Here is a 14,621-nt window from a genome sequence, read left to right on the forward strand (position 1 = left end):
CCTCACCGGACAGAAGGAGTTCCCATGCCGCTGCACCAGGGGCCCGCCGCCTCCCCCTCCGGACCCGAGCGCAGGCTCGCGCTCAACCCCTTCTTCGGGGAGGCCAACCCGGTCGGCGGCATGACCGAGGCACCACCCCACCACCGGCTGCCCGACGGCCCGATCCCCCCGGCGAGCGCCTACCAGCTCGTCCACGACGAGCTGATGCTCGACGGCAACTCCCGTCTCAACCTCGCCACCTTCGTGACCACCTGGATGGAACCCCAGGCCGGCGTCCTGATGGCCGAGTGCCGCGACAAGAACATGATCGACAAGGACGAGTACCCGCGCACCGCCGAGCTGGAGCGCCGCTGCGTGTCCATGCTCGCCCAGCTGTGGAACGCCCCGGACCCGACCACGGCCGTCGGCTGCTCCACCACCGGCTCCAGCGAGGCCTGCATGCTGGCCGGAATGGCCCTCAAGCGCCGCTGGACCACACGGAACGCCGACCGCTATCCGGGCTCCGCCCGCCCCAACCTGGTGATGGGCGTCAACGTCCAGGTCTGCTGGGAGAAGTTCTGCAACTTCTGGGAGGTCGAGGCCCGGCTCGTGCCCATGGAGGGCGACCGCTTCCACCTCGACGCCGAGTCCGCCGCCGCGCTCTGCGACGAGAACACCATCGGGGTCGTCGCCGTCCTCGGCTCGACCTTCGACGGCTCCTACGAACCCGTCGCCGAGATCTGCGCCGCCCTGGACGCCCTCCAGGAGCGCACCGGCCTCGACATCCCCGTCCACGTCGACGGCGCCTCCGGCGCCATGGTCGCCCCCTTCCTCGACGAGGACCTGGTCTGGGACTTCCGGCTCCCCCGGGTCTCCTCGATCAACACCTCCGGTCACAAGTACGGACTGGTCTACCCGGGCGTCGGCTGGGCCCTCTGGCGCTCGCCCGAGGAACTCCCCGAGGAGCTGGTCTTCCGCGTCAACTACCTGGGCGGCGACATGCCCACCTTCGCCCTCAACTTCTCCCGGCCGGGCGCCCAGGTCGTCGCGCAGTACTACACCTTCCTCAGGCTCGGCCGGGAGGGCTACCGGGCCGTGCAGCAGACCTCCCGGGACATCGCCCGCGGCCTCGCCGAACGGATCGAGGCCATGGGCGACTTCCGGCTCCTCACCCGCGGCGACCAACTGCCCGTCTTCGCCTTCACCACCGCTCCCGACGTCACCTCCTTCAACGTCTTCGACGTGTCCCGGCGGCTGCGCGAACAGGGCTGGCTGGTGCCCGCCTACACCTTCCCCGCCAACCGGGAGGACCTGTCCGTCCTCCGCGTGGTCTGCCGCAACGGATTCTCCGCCGACCTGGCCGACCTCTTCGTCGAGGACCTGAACCGGCTGATGCCGGAACTGCGGCGCCAGTCGCGCCCGTTCACCGACGACAAGAGCGCGGCCACCGCCTTCCACCACTGAGCGGACCCACACTCCCGGCGGTGCCGCGCACGCTCCGGGCTCAGGTCGCGTCGCCCTCGCAGCCCAGCCGGAACTCCGACCACCGCACCCCGTCCGCGGTCAGCGCGAACCGACAGGGCGACTCCTCGCGCAGCAGGCCGAGCGGGGTGCGGCGGGCGTGGTGGCTGCCGTCGCCGAGCCGGACGAAGGTCCGTCCGCCGTCCCCGCTCGCGTACCCCGACAGCTCCCCGCCGAGCTCGACCCGGCCGCCGGGCCCCGGCACCGGCAGCCCCAGGAGCGTGCGGGGCTGCTCCGACGGGCCCGTGGTCCACATCCGCTGCCAGCTCCTGCCGCCGTCCACGGAGCGGTGCAGTGCCCGCATCGGGTTCTTGACGGGCTCCCCGCCCGTCAACTCCCCCATCTCCGCCGCGTACACCGCGTCCCGGCCCACCGCGACCGCCGTGTACCACCCGGGGGCCGTCACGGGACTCGGCAGCCGGCGGACCGTCCAGCGCCGGCCGCCGTCCCGCGAGACGGCGACCGCCGCCCGGCCCGACAGCGGGTCCGTGCCCGAGACCCACCAGGAGCCGTCGGGCTCCTGCTGCTCCTGGGGCCGCGGGTGCGCCCCCAGCAGGGGCGTCCGGGCCAGCGCCCTGCGCCGCCCGTCCTCCGGCGAGACCACCACGAGACGGTGACGCACGCAGTCGTCGGGCAGGGCTCCGGCCGGCGCGGCGCAGTCGGTGGTGAGCACCGCCCCCACGGGTATCTCCGGGGTCGTCCCGACCGTACGCCCGTCGCCCTCGCGCCAGCTGCGGCCGCCGTCCCGGGTGAACCAGGTCCTCGCCTCCGGCCCGGCGCCGCCCTCCTCGACGAGCGCCCGGCCGGGGCCCAGCGCGAGCAGGTTGGCCGAGACGCCCTCCGCCACCGGTATGCGGGGCAGTGGGGACCGCCGCAGCACCCACTCCCGCGCCCCGGCGCCCCGCACGGCCACGTGCTGCCGGCAGAAGCCGCTCCCCGGCACCGCCGGATCGCCCTCGCACTCGACGAGCAGCGCGAACCCGCTGCCGTCCCGCGCGAAGCCCAGACCGTGCGCCCAGCCGGGCAGCCCCGGCGCGGACGGCACCCGGGGCGGCGCCCCGAACGCCCCCGGAACCGGCCCGGGAAGCGGATCCGGAACCGGCAGCAGATCCACCCCCGCACCCCCATGCGCCCCCGCACCCGGACCCGAGGCATCCACCCCCCGGCCCGAACCGCTCGAAGCCCCCGGCCCCGACTCCCGCGCCCCCGAACCCGACCCCTCACCCAGCCCCGTACACCCGCTGAGCACCACCAACATCACCAACACCGGCGCCACGACGGCGCCGGCCACTCCCGTCGGCCTGCGCATCGCACGTCCCCCTGTCCTCCCCGGAGCGGTCCGCGGTGAACCGCTGCTTTCAATACACCGCTCGCCGCCTCCGGGTTCCCACCTCCGCGCCGCTACTTCCCGAGCCGCCCGAACTTCCGTACCGCCAGCGGGAAGAAGACCGCCAGCAGCACCAGCGGCCACACCACCGCGGCCCCGATGTGACCCGGCTCGCCGCCCGGGTTGCCGAAGAGTTCGCGGACCGCCGTGGCCGTCGCCGACATCGGGTTCCACTCGACGAACGTGCCGAGCCAGCCCGGCATCGAGTCCGGCGAGGCGAAGGCGTTGGAGAGGAAGCCGAGGGGCCAGACCAGGATCTGCACCGCCTGCACCAGCTCGGCCCGCCCCGCGACGAGGGCGAGGAAGATCCCGATCCACAGCATCGCGAAGCGCAGCAGGAGCAGCAGTCCCAGGGCCCCCAGGGTGCTGCCGAGCCCGCCGTTCGCCCGCCAGCCGATCGCGTACCCGACGCCGACCATCACGAGGAGGCCCACCGTCGACTGGAGCATGTCGGCGGCCGCCCGCCCCACGAGCACCGCGCCGTCGGTCATCGGCATCGACCGGAACCGGTCGATCACGCCCTTGTTCAGGTCCCGGGTCACCGCCGTCATGGTGCCTTCGAGCCCGAACACCATGGTCAGGGTGAGCATCCCGGGCACCAGGAAGTCGACGTAGTCGCCGTCGACGCTCCGCCCGCCGCCGACCAGATAGCCGAACATCAGCAGCATCATCACCGGGAATACGAGTCCCACCAGGACCTGGACGGGCTGTCGGGCCCAGTGGGCCAGTTCCCGGCGGGTCATCGTCCAGCAGTCGCTCATCACGTACGCGGCGCTCATGCCGCCACCTCCTTCTCGCGGCCCGCCCCGGGGGCCGTCTCGTGCGACGTGAGGTGCAGGAAGACCTCGTCCAGCGTCGGCCGCCGCAGGGCGACGTCCTCCGCCTCGATCCCGGCCTCACCGAGCGCCCGCACGGTCTCGGCGAGCGAGGCCATCCGGTCCGTCACCGGCGCGCTGAGCCACCGCCGGTCGGCGTCCACGCTCACCTGTGCCCGAGCCGCCGGCAGCAGTCCGGCCGCCTCGTCGAGCCGTGCCGCGTCCCGTACGACGACGTCGATGCGGTCGACGCCGACCCGCGCCTTGAGTTCGTCGGCCGTGCCGTCCGCCACGACCCGCCCCCGGTCCACGACCGAGATCCGGTCGGCGAGCCGGTCGGCCTCCTCCAGGTACTGCGTGGTGAGGAGGACCGTGGTGCCCCCGCCGACCAGGGAGCGCACCGACTCCCAGACCTCGCCGCGGCCGCGCGGGTCGAGTCCGGTCGTCGGCTCGTCGAGGAAGAGGACCTCGGGGTCGGTGATCAGGGAGGCCGCCAGGTCGAGCCGCCGTCGCATGCCGCCGCTGAACTGCTTGACGGGCTTGCGGCCCGTGTCGGTGAGGCCGAAGCGCTCCAGGAGCTCGTCGGCCCGCGTCCCGGCGCGCCGGGCCCCCAGGTGGTGGAGCCGGCCGAACATCTCCAGGTTCTGCCGTCCGCCCAGCTCCTCGTCGAGGGCGGCGTGCTGTCCGAGCAGCCCGATCCGCTGCCGCACCTTCCGCGCCTCGGTCCGTACGTCGTGCCCCGCCACCCGCACCAGGCCTTCGTCGTGGCGCAGGAGGGTGGCCAGGATCCGTACCGTCGTGGTCTTGCCCGCGCCGTTGGGTCCGAGCAGGCCGTGGACGGTGCCTCGGCCGACGGTCAGGTCCAGGCCGGCCAGCGCGTCCTTCTCCCCGTACCGCTTGCGCGCGCCCTCCACGACGATCGCGTCCGCTGTCGCTGCCATGTCGATTTCCTCCAGAAAACAGTGTAGTCAAATTTGACCACTCACCGCCGACGAAGGAAGGTATGCCCTCGTGGAGCCATTGGTCAAACTTGATTAATGGCCGAACCGGTCGAACGGGACCGACGACGGGGCCGACGACGGGACCGACGACCGGACCGCTCAGGTCGCGAAGGGGTTCTCCTCGCCCTCCGCCAGCACGCCCACGAAGGGATCGCCCTCCCCCGCGAACACGTACGCCCCGCCCTCGATCCGCTCGATCAGACCGAGGGTCCACTCCTTGCCGGCGTCCGCCGAGTGGACCCACATGTGCATGATCTCGCCGATGTGCCCGAGCTGACCGGGCCCGCCCTCCGGCGTGTAGTACTCCGTGACCGCCGCCCGCCACTCGTCGAGCGCCCTCACCCGGCGGCGCAGCAGCTCCGCCGCCTCCTCCCGGGGCAGGTCCACGATGAAGCCGATGCCCGCCGACAGGACGTCCATCTTCTGGCCGTACGTGGTCAGCGCCTCGCGCAGCAGCGCGAAGTACTCCTCCGTGCCGCGCTCCGTCAGCTCGTACTCGACGCGCGGCGGCCCGCCCACGGCGCTCGGCGCCACCTCGTGCGCGCGCAGCAGCCCCTGCTTCGCCATCTGCTTCAGCGCGTGGTAGATCGAGCCGGGCTTGGCGTGGGACCACTCGTGGGCGCCCCAGTACTCCAGGTCGTTGCGCACCTGGTAGCCGTGGGCGCGGCCGTGCTGCTTCACCGCGCCCAGGACCAGCAGCCGGATCGCCGACATCGCCGTACCTCCCCTAGTCAATTTTGACCAGGGTACGCGGGCGGGGCGGGCGGGGACTCAGCCCTGGCCCTGCTCCGCCGCGATCAGTTCGAAGGAGCCCTTGCCGTCCAGGGACTCCCGCACGATGTCCGCGTGCCCGGCGTGCCGGGCCGCCTCCTGGACCAGGTGGAGCAGCATCCAGCGGATCGACACCTGCCCGTCCTTCGGGAACCAGGGCGCCTCGGGCAGCGGGAAGGTGTCGTCGAGGCTCGGCACGGAGCGGACGAACTCCTCGGTCTCCTTCGCCACGTCCGCCCAGAAGGCGACGACCTCCGGGATCGTCTCCTCGCCCACGAGCCGGAAGCCGTCGCCCCAGGTCTCACCGGTTCGCTGGCGCTCGTTCGGCCGCTGCTGGGCCAGCCGGAGCCAGTTGAGCTCGACCTCGGCGACGTGCTTGACCAGGCCGGAGAGGCTGAGTTCGCTGGCACTGGGGCGGCTCGCCGCCTGCTCCTCGGTGAGCCCGTGGAGCGAGCGGCGGATCGCGGCGCGCTGCGCCTCGATGAAGTTGAGGAGCGCGCCGCGCTCGTCGCCGTGGGTCTCCGTGGGAACAAGAGCCACCATGATGTCCGCCTTCCGTAGCCGATCCGCCTGCCGCGAGATCCCCGTGGATTCCGTGGACCTTCTCGACACCCCTCACGCTACGGAGGCTTGCGGACAACTACGGTCCGCAAGTCCTCACGGAAGCGATCCTGCGGAAAAGCGGTCCCCGGGGAGGGCGGTCCCAGGGGAGAGCGGCCCCCGGGGAGGGCGGTCCTCCCGAAGGCGGGAGGAGGGGCTCAGAAGGGGAACCGGCTCCGGCCGTGCTGGATCGAGATCCACTTCTGGGTGGTGAAGCTCTCCACCATCGCCTCGCCGTTGAGCCGCCCGATGCCCGAGTGCTTCTCGCCGCCGAAGGGCACGATCGGCTCGTCGTGGACGGTGCCGTCGTTGATGTGGATCATGCCGGTGTGGATGCGCTTGGCGATCCGCACACCCCGCTCGATGTCCCCCGTGTGGACGGCGCCGCTGAGCCCGTACGGCGTGTCGTTGGCGATCCGTACGGCCTCCTCCTCGCCGTCGAACGGGACGATCAGGGCGACGGGACCGAAGATCTCCTGGCCCAGGACCGGGGCGTCCGGGGCGAACCCGGTGAGGACCGAGGGGGAGACGAGGTTGCCGTCCACGGTGCCGTGCAGCAGCGCCGTCGCGCCCGCCGCCACCGTCTGGTCGACGAGCGAGGAGACGGCCTCCGCCTGCTGGGAGTTGATGAGGGGACCGATGTGGGTGGCGGGGTCGGCCGGGTCGCCGACCCGCAGGGTCTTCACCTTCGCCACGAACTTCTCGGTGAACTCCTCCTCCACCGTCCGGTCCACCAGGATGCGGTTGGCGGCCATGCAGACCTGCCCCTGGTGCACGAAGCGGCTGAAGACGGCCGCGTCCACCGCGTAGTCGACGTCGGCGTCGTCGAGGACGATCAGGGCGCTGTTGCCGCCGAGTTCGAGGACGGCGTGCTTGAAGTTCTGCGCGCAGACCGTGGCGACGTGGCGGCCGACCTTGTCGGAGCCGGTGAAGGAGATGACCTTCGGGATCGGGTGGGTGAGGAGCGCGTCGCCGATCTCGGCGATGTCGGTGACGACGACGTTCAGCAGTCCGGCCGGGAGGCCGGCCTCCTCCAGGACCTTGGCGACGAGGGTGCCGCCGCAGATCGGGGTGTTCTGGTGCGGCTTGAGGACGACCGCGTTGCCGAGCGCCAGCGCGGGCGCGACCGACTTGATCGAGAGGAGGAAGGGGAAGTTGAAGGGGGAGATGACACCGACGACGCCGACCGGGACGCGGTAGACGCGGTTCTCCTTGCCGTCGACGGGGGACGGCAGGATGCGGCCCTCGGGGCGGAGCGCGAGCTGCACCGCCTCGCGCAGGAACTCCTTGGCGAGGTGCAGCTCGAAGGCCGCCTTGAGACGGGTGCCGCCGAGCTCGGCGACGATCGTCTCGGCGATCTCCTCCTCGCGGTCCTCGACGATCCGCAGCGCGCGCTCGAAGACGAGACGGCGCGTGTACGGGTTGGTCTCGGCCCACTCGGCCTGGGCGCGCTCGGCCGCGCGGTAGGCGCGGTCGACCTCGCCGGCGGTGGCGACGGTGATCGACGCGAGCTTCTCCCCGGTGTACGGGTTGAAGTCGATGATGTCCCACGAGCCGCTGCCGGGCTTCCACTCGCCGTCGATGTACTGGTGGGCCAGGTCGGTGAAGTGCGACATGGATCGAGACCCCTCTACCCGCTCTACCTCTGTACGGATGACAGAAGTGACGTCGGAACTGATGTCACGTCATCGTACTGATGTGTCAGGAGAGTTGAAGGAGTCCCCGGAGAAGATCCCGGGTTTCGGCCGGATCGGGCCCGTCCTTCTGCAGTCGCTCCATCACGCGCTGGTACTGGGCGACCTCCTCGCGCTTGTCGAGGTAGAGGGCGCTGGTGAGCTGCTCCAGGTAGACGATGTCGGAGAGGTCGGACTCGGGGAAGCTCAGCATCGTGAAGGCGCCGCTCTCCCCGGCGTGGCCGCCGAAGCTGAAGGGCATGACCTGGAGCGTGACGCCCGGGTGCTCGGAGATCTCGATGAGGTGCCTCAACTGGCCCTGCATGACGGAGCGGTCGCCGTACGGGCGGCGCAGCGCGGCCTCGTCGAGGACGGCGTGGAACTGCGGGGCGCGCTCGGAGACGAGGACCTTCTGCCGTTCGAGGCGCAGGGCGACGCGGCGGTCGATCTCGGCGGCGGGGGCGCCGGGCATGCCCCGGGTGACGACGGCCTGGGCGTACGCCTCGGTCTGCAACAGGCCGTGGACGAACTGCACTTCGTAGACGCGGATGAGGGAGGCGGCGCCCTCCAGGCCGATGTACGTCTGGAACCAGCCGGGCAGGACGTCCCCGAAGCTGTGCCACCAGCCGGCGACGTTGGCCTCGCGGGCGAGCCCGAGGAGCGAGCCGCGCTCGGCCTCGTCCCCGACTCCGTACAGCGTCAGCAGATCCTCGACGTCCCTGGCCTTGAAGCTCACCCGTCCCAACTCCATGCGACTGATCTTGGATTCGGACGCGCGGATCGAATATCCGGCCGCCTCGCGGGTGATCCCGCGCGACTCGCGCAGCCGCCTCAGCTGGGAGCCCAGCAGGATGCGCCGCACCACACTCCCGCTCGCTCCGCTCGATTCGCCTGCGGTCACGGCTCCAGCCTCCCCTTTACGGTGTCGAGCCCCCGTCGAGCCCCGGATTCTGCCACCAAACGCTTCAGCGCGTACACATTCGATTACGGAAAGGCGGCGAGATCCGGGCATGCGGGGGCACGCGGCACACACTTCGCGGAAAGTTCCCCTCAACGAGTGCACGACTTATGCACAGATTCGGCACGGGGGCGGACAGGTCCGGCGCGTGCACGTGCATCTGCCCTTGCATCCAGTGGGCGCATTCGGAACCATGGAGCCCGCGCAGCCGCGTACTCGTTCGTGTTGTCGTGTTGTAGCACCACAGTCGCGATTCCCGGGAGTGCCTCGCATGGGGACGAATGGATCGACCGTGCTCGAGCCGTTACGGCAGGGCCTTCCGCCGATCGATCCCGGCGCCGTCTCCACCTCCGCCTCCTGCGCGCTGCCCGCGCGGTACGAAGCGGTGCGCGGGGCCCGGAAGTTCACCAGCGCGACGCTGGACCGCTGGGAACTGACCGAGCGCTTCGACGACGTCGCCCTGGTCGTCTCCGAACTCGTCACCAACGCGCTGCGCCACGCGGTGCCCTCCGACGCGCCCCAGGAAGAAGGCCAGAACCCACCGGTTCGGCTGCACCTGATGCGCTGGTCCTCACGCCTGGTGTGCGCCGTGCGCGACCCCAGCCAGGAGAGCCCGGAGGCGCGCGGCGGCGAGGAGGACTTCGCCGCGGAGTCGGGACGCGGGCTGTTCCTGGTGGACTCGTTCAGCGACAGCTGGGGGTGGCACCCGCTCGCCGGAACGCTGCGGGGCAAGGTGGTGTGGGCGCTGTTCCGGATCGGTCCGGAGTAGGCGCGACACCCGTACGTACGGGAAGAGGGGCCCGGGCACACACTGCCCGGGCCCCTCTCGCGTACCTCTGACCCCTCCCTGCGCACCGGCCCCTCTCGCGTGCGCCCGGCGCCGTCCGCGTACGGACGGCGGGGGCTCGCGCCGGGCTCAGACCAGGTGGTCGAACTCCCCGTCCTTGACGCCGAGGAGGAGTGCCTCTATCTCGGCGGGCGTGTAGACGAGCGCGGGACCCTCGGGGTGGCGCGAGTTGCGTACGGCAACGTTTCCCCCCGGGAGTTTGGCGAACTCCACGCAGGATCCCTGGGAGTTGCTGTGCCGACTCTTCTGCCACACGACACCGCGCAGCTCCGTGGCCGCCATGCCGTTGTACGCGTGATGCGCATGATGCACTGGTAGCTCCCCGAGTTGCTTGGTGCACGTGTCAACTTCCTCGGATCATAGCTGTGTTCATATGCGGCTGCATGAGCAGATGCACGTGCACGGGGGGTGGCGTAGCGGCTACGCGACTCAGCGTGCTACCGGCGAGTAAAGCCGCGGCGGTGCGCGCTACTCCCCCTCACCCTACGGGGCCTGATCCTCGGTCAGACCTCCAGGAAGGCGTCGAAGGCCGAACCGAGCCCCCGCCAGGAGTCGCGGCCCGCCGCGTACTCCGCGTCCGTGAGCAGGCAGGACCCCAGGACGCAGGCCAGGTGCTCGCGGTCCAGGCCGGGCGAGGTGAAGACCAGGTGCTGGCAGCGGTCGCCGTGCTCCGGGTGCCAGTCGAGCGCCGCGGCCGCCCTCCGTACCGGCGGGACCAGCTCCCAGGCGGCGTCGGGCAGCGAGGCCAGCCAGGGGCCCGCGCTCTCCACGCTGAGGGCGCCGCCCGCCGCCTCCCAGGCGAGCAGGGTGTCCGGCCGGTCGGCCAGGTAGAACCGGCCGCGACTGCGGGTCGCCGCGCAGGTCAGGTCCTCCAGGGCGGCGTAGAGCCGCTCCGGGTGGAAGGGCCGGTGGTGGCGCCAGACGTAGGTGGCGACGCCATGCCCCTCGGCCTCCTGCGGCAGCAGCGCGCAGGCCGGGTGCTGGGCGGCGGCCGCCGCCTCCACGTCGAAGCCCGCGAACGCGGCAGGAGCCAGTCCGTCGCCCTCGACGGGGACCCTGAGCGCGGTGGGGTGGAGCTGGTCGAGCAGCGCCCGGTCCTCCGCGTCGGCCGCGGGACTGTCGACGACGGCGAGCACGGGCGCGTACTCCAGCTGGCGCGCCCAGGTGTCCGCGACGGTACGCCGGTCGGTGGCGGCCGCGGCGAGGCCGACGTCCGCGAGGTCGTCGCCGTCGGCCAGGTACGGCAGGAGGAGGGCCGGGTCGACGGCGGTGACGACGGCGCCGATGCGGAACCCGGCTCCCGCGACGACCTCGGCCATCGCCCGGGGTTCGACGGAGTCCCAGAGCTCGACGACGGCGAGCCGGGTGAGCCCGGCGTCACGGAGTCGTACGAGCTCGGGGACGAGGTCCTCGCGCAGGGCGCAGCAGGCGCAGTCGTCGACGAGCGGGGTCTCGCCGGCGGCGAGGACACCGGTGGCGTCGCGGACGGTACGGGCGACGGTCCCGGTCTCCGGGGCCGTCGCGAGGTCGTGGTGGAGCGCCACGCTGCCGGGGACGACGGCCAGGAGCCGGTCCACGGCAGCGCGGCGGGCGTCGGAGTGGAGCCCTCCGACGAGGGCGACGGAGAACATCAGGGGGCTGCCCCGGGGGTTCCCTCGCCGCGGTCGTCGCGGCGTCCGTACCGCTTCTCGAAGCGCTCCACGCGGCCCGCGGTGTCCAGGACGCGCGCGGTGCCGGTGTAGAAGGGGTGGCTCGCCGAGGAGATCTCGACGTCGATGACGGGGTAGGTGCGGCCGTCCTCCCACTCCACGGTCTTCCCGGGGTCGCCGGTGCGCGTGGAGCGGGTGAGGAAGGCGAAGCCGCCGGCCTTGTCGCGGAAGACGACGGGCTCGTACGGGGGATGGATGGCGGGCTTCATGAGGTGGTTCAGCGCTCCTCTCGGAAGTCGACGTGCCGGCGGGCGACCGGGTCGAACTTGCGCAGGGTGAGGCGGTCGGGGTCGTTGCGGCGGTTCTTGCGGGTGACGTAGGTGAATCCGGTGCCGGCGGTGGACCGGAGCTTGACGACGGGTCGGAGTTCGTTGCGTGCCATGGTGTGTAGAGTAAATGAAAATGGTTCCCATTTCCAATGTTCTTCCGACGTCCCCACGGAGAGGTAGGTCACCCTTGTCCGCCCACTGCCAGCTCACCGGAGCACGGCCCGGATTCGGCAACCGGATCTCGCACTCCCACCGGCGCACCCCGCGCCGCTTCGACCCCAACATCCAGCGCAAGCGGTACTGGCTGCCGAGCGAGGGCCGGTACGTACGGCTCACCCTCAGCGCCCGCGCGATCAGGACCGTCGACGCGATCGGCGTCGAGGCCGCGGTGGCCCGCGTCAGGGCGCGCGGGGCGAAGGTCTGATGGCCCGGCGCGGCAAGATCGCACGCGACGCGCACCGCAGGACCGTCGTCGCCCGGTACGCCGAGCGGCGGGCCGAACTGAAGGAGCTCCTCCGGCGCCCCGGAACCCCGGTCGGCGAGCGCGAGGCGGCGGCACGGGAGCTGCGCCGTCAGCCCCGGGACGCGAGCGCCACCCGGGTCCGCAACAGGGACTCCGTGGACGGCCGCCCCCGCGGCCACCTGCGCAGGTTCGGCCTGTCCCGGGTACGCCTCAGGTCGCAGGCGCACGCGGGGTTCCTGCCGGGGGTACGGAAGGCCTCGTGGTGAGGGCGCTCGCCGCTCAGGAGGTCGGGGCGCGGGGGACGAGGGGCAGGTCGGAGAGGAGCCTGCCCGCGCGGTCGTACAGTGCCACGCCGACGTCCCCCTCCCCCCGCCCGGTGTGCGCGAACCAGACGCCCCAGCCGGGGCTGCCCGGCAGTTCGAGCAGGGTGGTGGGGATCGTGCGCCCGTCGGCGGTCTCCAGCTCGACGCGGCCCGCGTCACGGGTCCCGTAGTAGAGCCCCGAGTGGAAGGCCCCCGCCGGGTTCCCCTCGCCCTGGTGGCTCACCCCCGGGCTGTCCAGGTCGATGTTGCCGTCGGTGACGCTCCGGGAGTTCTCGAACCCGTCCGACCCCGCCCAGTGCTTGCCCTCCTCCGTGAGCCAGATCCTCCAGCCCTTCCCCGCGTCCACCCGCTCCCCCGGGGCCACCACCCGGATCGGGGTCGGCCGCGGCGGGGACGGACGCACGGCCGGAGCCGAGGTCGGGACGACGGTCGGCGGGGCCGCCACCGGGCTCGTACCCGACGGGGACGGACGTACGGGGGTCAGGGCGACGACCGCCGCCACGGCCGTCGCGACCGTGAGCACCGAGAGGGCCGAGAAGGAGGCCGTACGGCGCCTCCGGCGGCGCCGGCCCTCCCGCCGGACGGCCTCCAGCGGCAACGGGCCCGGGGTCACGTCGAGCGCGGCCCTCGCGAACGCCGCGCGCACGTCGGTCTCACCGAGGTCGGGGGTGGGGCGGAGGCCCTGGCCGGGCGCGGCGGCGCGGCCGGAGCCGGGGCCTGCATCGCGGCCCGGGGCGGGGTCGCGGCCCGGGCCGACATCGCGGCCGGCGGCTGCATCGCGGTCGGTCCCGGGCGCGCGGCCCGGGTCGGGCTCGGGGTCCGGGGGTGTGGTCGGCCGTGCGGGGGTCATCGTCGGGCTCCGGAAGGGGCGGCGGGGAGGGGCGGGACGGGGACGGTGACGAGCCCCGGGTGGGCGCGCAGCGCCGCCAGGCCGCGCCGGGCGTGGGTCTTGACCGTGCCGATCGAGCAGTTGAGCACGCCGGCGATCTCCAGCTCGGTCAGGTCCTCCCAGTAGCGGAGCACCATGACGGCGCGCTGGCGGGCGGTCAGGTCCGCCAGGGCCGTCAGGAGCGCGGTGCGCTGTTCGACCGCCTCGGCATGACCGGCGGAGGTGTGGCGCAGCGACTCCGGCAGGACCGGTGTCAGCAGATGGACGACCCGTTTCCGGCGGAGCCGACTGAGGTTGTTGTTGATCAGCGCCCGGCGTACGTAGAGGTCGATCTCCCCACGGGGCACCCGCCGCCACCGTCCGTACACCTTGGCCAGGGTCGTCTGCACCAGGTCCTCGGCCTCGTGGAAGTCCCCGGTCAGGAGCTGGGCGGTGCGCACCAGTCGCGGCCAGGCCGCGACGGCGAAGGCGGCGAACCCGTCGTCGTCCGCGGTGACCCCGCTGATCCCGGCGTTCCCGCTGATCCCGGTGATCCGGTCGGGCCCGGTGACCCCGGTGCCCCTGCCGGCCGCGGTGGCCTCCGTGTCCTCGGTGACGGACTCGTGCGGCACTGTGTCGGACCTCGCGATCGGTGGGCGGTCGTCGTCGGTGGAGCGTCGGTGGAAGGGGGAAGGGTGGCGGCGGGGCCCGCCCCGTGCCGGGCCCCGCCACGTTTCCGCCCCGGCGGTCGCGGTCAGCCGCGGCCGGCCGGGAAGTCGAAGCCCGGCAGTTCGGCGAGCAGCTTCCCCCTGCGGTCGTACAGGGCGACGTCGAAGGAGCCGCCGTGGTTGCCGGTCACCGGCCCGGTGCGGGTGTACCAGACGCCCCAGTCGGGCCGGCCGGGCAGCGCGAGGAGGGTCGCGACGGTCCTGCGGCCCGCGGCGTCGGTCAGTTCGACGCGGCCCGCCTTGCGGGTCCCGTAGTAGACGCCCGAGTGGAAGACGCCCGTCGCGTTCCCCTCGCTCTGGTGGCTCACGCCGGGCGCGGAGCGGTCGATGTTGCCGTCGACGACGCTGCGGAAGTTCTCGAACCCTTCCGGGTCCGACCAGTGCTTGCCGTCCCTGGTCAGCCACACGGTGTAGCCCTGCCCGGCGTCCACGCGCTCCCCGGGGCGGACGGTACGGACCGGGTCCGCGGCGGGAGCGGCGGCCTTGACCGGGGTGACCTTCGCGGGGTCGGCCTTCACGGGGGCGGCCTTCGGGGCGGTCTGCCCGGCCGGGGCCCGGGTGGCGGAACCGGTCGCCGCGGAGGTCCCGGCGGACGCTCCCACGGCCACCGGCGCCGCGATCACGGCGGCGGCCACGACGCCGGCCGCGGCCAGCAGGTACTTCTTCATCCGACTGCTCCTGGGATCGATCGGGGTCGCTGCGGACCGCG

18 protein-coding genes are annotated in these 14,621 nt (G+C 72.6%); 4 read left to right on the plus strand and 14 right to left on the minus strand.

Annotated elements, in window-relative coordinates; genetic code table 11:
• Positions 1–24: 24 nt before the first annotated feature.
• Positions 25–1,443 carry a glutamate decarboxylase gene (gad, locus tag ABT129_RS15565; protein ID WP_351901023.1) on the plus strand — a complete coding sequence of 473 codons (1,419 nt, stop codon included), beginning with the start codon at positions 25–27 and terminating at the stop codon, positions 1,441–1,443.
• 40 nt (positions 1,444–1,483) lie between these two features.
• Here the strand turns inward: gad and ABT129_RS15570 are convergent, their stop codons facing one another.
• From ABT129_RS15570 to ABT129_RS15600, 7 genes are all read right to left on the minus strand, one after another.
• A complete protein-coding gene (locus tag ABT129_RS15570; RefSeq protein ID WP_351901025.1) occupies positions 1,484–2,614 on the minus strand; it encodes a beta propeller repeat protein in 1,131 nt (376 codons plus the stop codon).
• Positions 2,615–2,901: 287 nt separating this feature from the next.
• Positions 2,902–3,666 (minus strand): ABC transporter permease, encoded by a 765-nt coding sequence (locus ABT129_RS15575; RefSeq protein ID WP_351901027.1) that lies wholly within the window; start codon positions 3,664–3,666, stop codon positions 2,902–2,904.
• Positions 3,663–4,643: an ATP-binding cassette domain-containing protein gene (locus ABT129_RS15580; RefSeq protein WP_351901029.1), complete on the minus strand. Its 981-nt coding sequence runs from the start codon at positions 4,641–4,643 to the stop codon at positions 3,663–3,665. Before ABT129_RS15580 ends, ABT129_RS15575 begins: the two co-directional genes overlap by 4 nt.
• 159 nt (positions 4,644–4,802) lie before the next feature.
• Positions 4,803–5,417 carry a PadR family transcriptional regulator gene (locus tag ABT129_RS15585; RefSeq protein ID WP_351901031.1) on the minus strand — a complete coding sequence of 205 codons (615 nt, stop codon included), beginning with the start codon at positions 5,415–5,417 and terminating at the stop codon, positions 4,803–4,805.
• 57 nt (positions 5,418–5,474) lie between these two features.
• Positions 5,475–6,017: a DinB family protein gene (locus tag ABT129_RS15590; RefSeq protein ID WP_351901033.1), complete on the minus strand. Its 543-nt coding sequence runs from the start codon at positions 6,015–6,017 to the stop codon at positions 5,475–5,477.
• Between the two features lie 215 nt (positions 6,018–6,232).
• The gene (locus tag ABT129_RS15595) at positions 6,233–7,690 is read right to left on the minus strand and encodes an aldehyde dehydrogenase family protein (protein WP_351901035.1); all 1,458 of its coding nucleotides are present in this window, start codon (positions 7,688–7,690) and stop codon (positions 6,233–6,235) included.
• 85 nt (positions 7,691–7,775) lie between these two features.
• Positions 7,776–8,648, minus strand: coding sequence for a Sco1979 family transcriptional regulator (locus ABT129_RS15600; protein ID WP_351901037.1), 873 nt, complete (start codon positions 8,646–8,648; stop codon positions 7,776–7,778).
• Between the two features lie 328 nt (positions 8,649–8,976).
• On the opposite strand from ABT129_RS15600, the gene ABT129_RS15605 reads away from it, so the two are divergent.
• Positions 8,977–9,474, plus strand: coding sequence for an ATP-binding protein (locus tag ABT129_RS15605; protein WP_351901039.1), 498 nt, complete (start codon positions 8,977–8,979; stop codon positions 9,472–9,474).
• Between the two features lie 147 nt (positions 9,475–9,621).
• On the opposite strand, the gene ABT129_RS15610 is transcribed toward ABT129_RS15605, so the two are convergent.
• From ABT129_RS15610 to rpmG, 4 genes are all read right to left on the minus strand, one after another.
• Complete coding sequence (locus tag ABT129_RS15610; protein WP_173861569.1) at positions 9,622–9,834, minus strand: DUF397 domain-containing protein; 213 nt, start codon at positions 9,832–9,834, stop codon at positions 9,622–9,624.
• Positions 9,835–10,055: 221 nt separating this feature from the next.
• Entirely contained in the window at positions 10,056–11,183 is a 1,128-nt protein-coding gene (locus ABT129_RS15615; protein WP_351901041.1) for a CobW family GTP-binding protein, read from the minus strand.
• Positions 11,183–11,470 carry a type B 50S ribosomal protein L31 gene (locus ABT129_RS15620; protein ID WP_351901043.1) on the minus strand — a complete coding sequence of 96 codons (288 nt, stop codon included), beginning with the start codon at positions 11,468–11,470 and terminating at the stop codon, positions 11,183–11,185. Before ABT129_RS15620 ends, ABT129_RS15615 begins: the two co-directional genes overlap by 1 nt.
• Positions 11,471–11,478: 8 nt before the next feature.
• Positions 11,479–11,643 (minus strand): 50S ribosomal protein L33, encoded by a 165-nt coding sequence (gene rpmG / locus ABT129_RS15625; RefSeq protein ID WP_141300493.1) that lies wholly within the window; start codon positions 11,641–11,643, stop codon positions 11,479–11,481.
• Between the two features lie 74 nt (positions 11,644–11,717).
• Between rpmG and rpmB the strand changes: the two genes are divergently transcribed.
• Positions 11,718–11,954 carry a 50S ribosomal protein L28 gene (gene rpmB, locus ABT129_RS15630; protein ID WP_351901045.1) on the plus strand — a complete coding sequence of 79 codons (237 nt, stop codon included), beginning with the start codon at positions 11,718–11,720 and terminating at the stop codon, positions 11,952–11,954.
• Positions 11,954–12,259 (plus strand): 30S ribosomal protein S14, encoded by a 306-nt coding sequence (rpsN, locus tag ABT129_RS15635; RefSeq protein WP_351901047.1) that lies wholly within the window; start codon positions 11,954–11,956, stop codon positions 12,257–12,259. The genes rpmB and rpsN overlap by 1 nt, the downstream gene beginning before the upstream one ends.
• Positions 12,260–12,272: 13 nt before the next feature.
• Here rpsN and ABT129_RS15640 read toward each other — a convergent pair whose 3' ends face one another.
• The 3 genes from ABT129_RS15640 to ABT129_RS15650 form a co-directional block, all read right to left on the minus strand.
• Positions 12,273–13,166 carry a hypothetical protein gene (locus ABT129_RS15640; RefSeq protein ID WP_351901049.1) on the minus strand — a complete coding sequence of 298 codons (894 nt, stop codon included), beginning with the start codon at positions 13,164–13,166 and terminating at the stop codon, positions 12,273–12,275.
• The gene (locus ABT129_RS15645; protein ID WP_351901123.1) at positions 13,163–13,711 is read right to left on the minus strand and encodes a SigE family RNA polymerase sigma factor; all 549 of its coding nucleotides are present in this window, start codon (positions 13,709–13,711) and stop codon (positions 13,163–13,165) included. Before ABT129_RS15645 ends, ABT129_RS15640 begins: the two co-directional genes overlap by 4 nt.
• 227 nt (positions 13,712–13,938) lie before the next feature.
• On the minus strand, positions 13,939–14,580 hold the full coding sequence (locus ABT129_RS15650; RefSeq protein ID WP_351901051.1) for a hypothetical protein: 642 nt from the start codon (positions 14,578–14,580) through the stop codon (positions 13,939–13,941).
• Positions 14,581–14,621: the final 41 nt, after the last annotated feature.

The sequence above is a fragment of the Streptomyces sp. NPDC002057 genome (assembly GCF_040296665.1).
Lineage (GTDB): Bacteria > Actinomycetota > Actinomycetes > Streptomycetales > Streptomycetaceae > Streptomyces.

Coding starts and splice junctions, on each gene's coding strand:
- ABT129_RS15585 (WP_351901031.1), bottom strand. CDS start 5,417: ATGTCGGCGATCCGGCTGCTGGTCCTGGGCGCGGTGAAGCAGCACGGC.
- ABT129_RS15640 (WP_351901049.1), bottom strand. CDS start 13,166: ATGACCCCCGCACGGCCGACCACACCCCCGGACCCCGAGCCCGACCCG.
- ABT129_RS15620 (WP_351901043.1), bottom strand. CDS start 11,470: ATGAAGCCCGCCATCCATCCCCCGTACGAGCCCGTCGTCTTCCGCGAC.
- ABT129_RS15580 (WP_351901029.1), bottom strand. CDS start 4,643: ATGGCAGCGACAGCGGACGCGATCGTCGTGGAGGGCGCGCGCAAGCGG.
- rpmG (WP_141300493.1), bottom strand. CDS start 11,643: ATGGCACGCAACGAACTCCGACCCGTCGTCAAGCTCCGGTCCACCGCC.
- ABT129_RS15610 (WP_173861569.1), bottom strand. CDS start 9,834: ATGGCGGCCACGGAGCTGCGCGGTGTCGTGTGGCAGAAGAGTCGGCAC.
- ABT129_RS15595 (WP_351901035.1), bottom strand. CDS start 7,690: ATGTCGCACTTCACCGACCTGGCCCACCAGTACATCGACGGCGAGTGG.
- ABT129_RS15590 (WP_351901033.1), bottom strand. CDS start 6,017: ATGGTGGCTCTTGTTCCCACGGAGACCCACGGCGACGAGCGCGGCGCG.
- ABT129_RS15575 (WP_351901027.1), bottom strand. CDS start 3,666: ATGAGCGCCGCGTACGTGATGAGCGACTGCTGGACGATGACCCGCCGG.
- ABT129_RS15605 (WP_351901039.1), top strand. CDS start 8,977: ATGGGGACGAATGGATCGACCGTGCTCGAGCCGTTACGGCAGGGCCTT.
- gad (WP_351901023.1), top strand. CDS start 25: ATGCCGCTGCACCAGGGGCCCGCCGCCTCCCCCTCCGGACCCGAGCGC.
- rpsN (WP_351901047.1), top strand. CDS start 11,954: ATGGCCCGGCGCGGCAAGATCGCACGCGACGCGCACCGCAGGACCGTC.
- ABT129_RS15615 (WP_351901041.1), bottom strand. CDS start 11,183: ATGTTCTCCGTCGCCCTCGTCGGAGGGCTCCACTCCGACGCCCGCCGC.
- ABT129_RS15650 (WP_351901051.1), bottom strand. CDS start 14,580: ATGAAGAAGTACCTGCTGGCCGCGGCCGGCGTCGTGGCCGCCGCCGTG.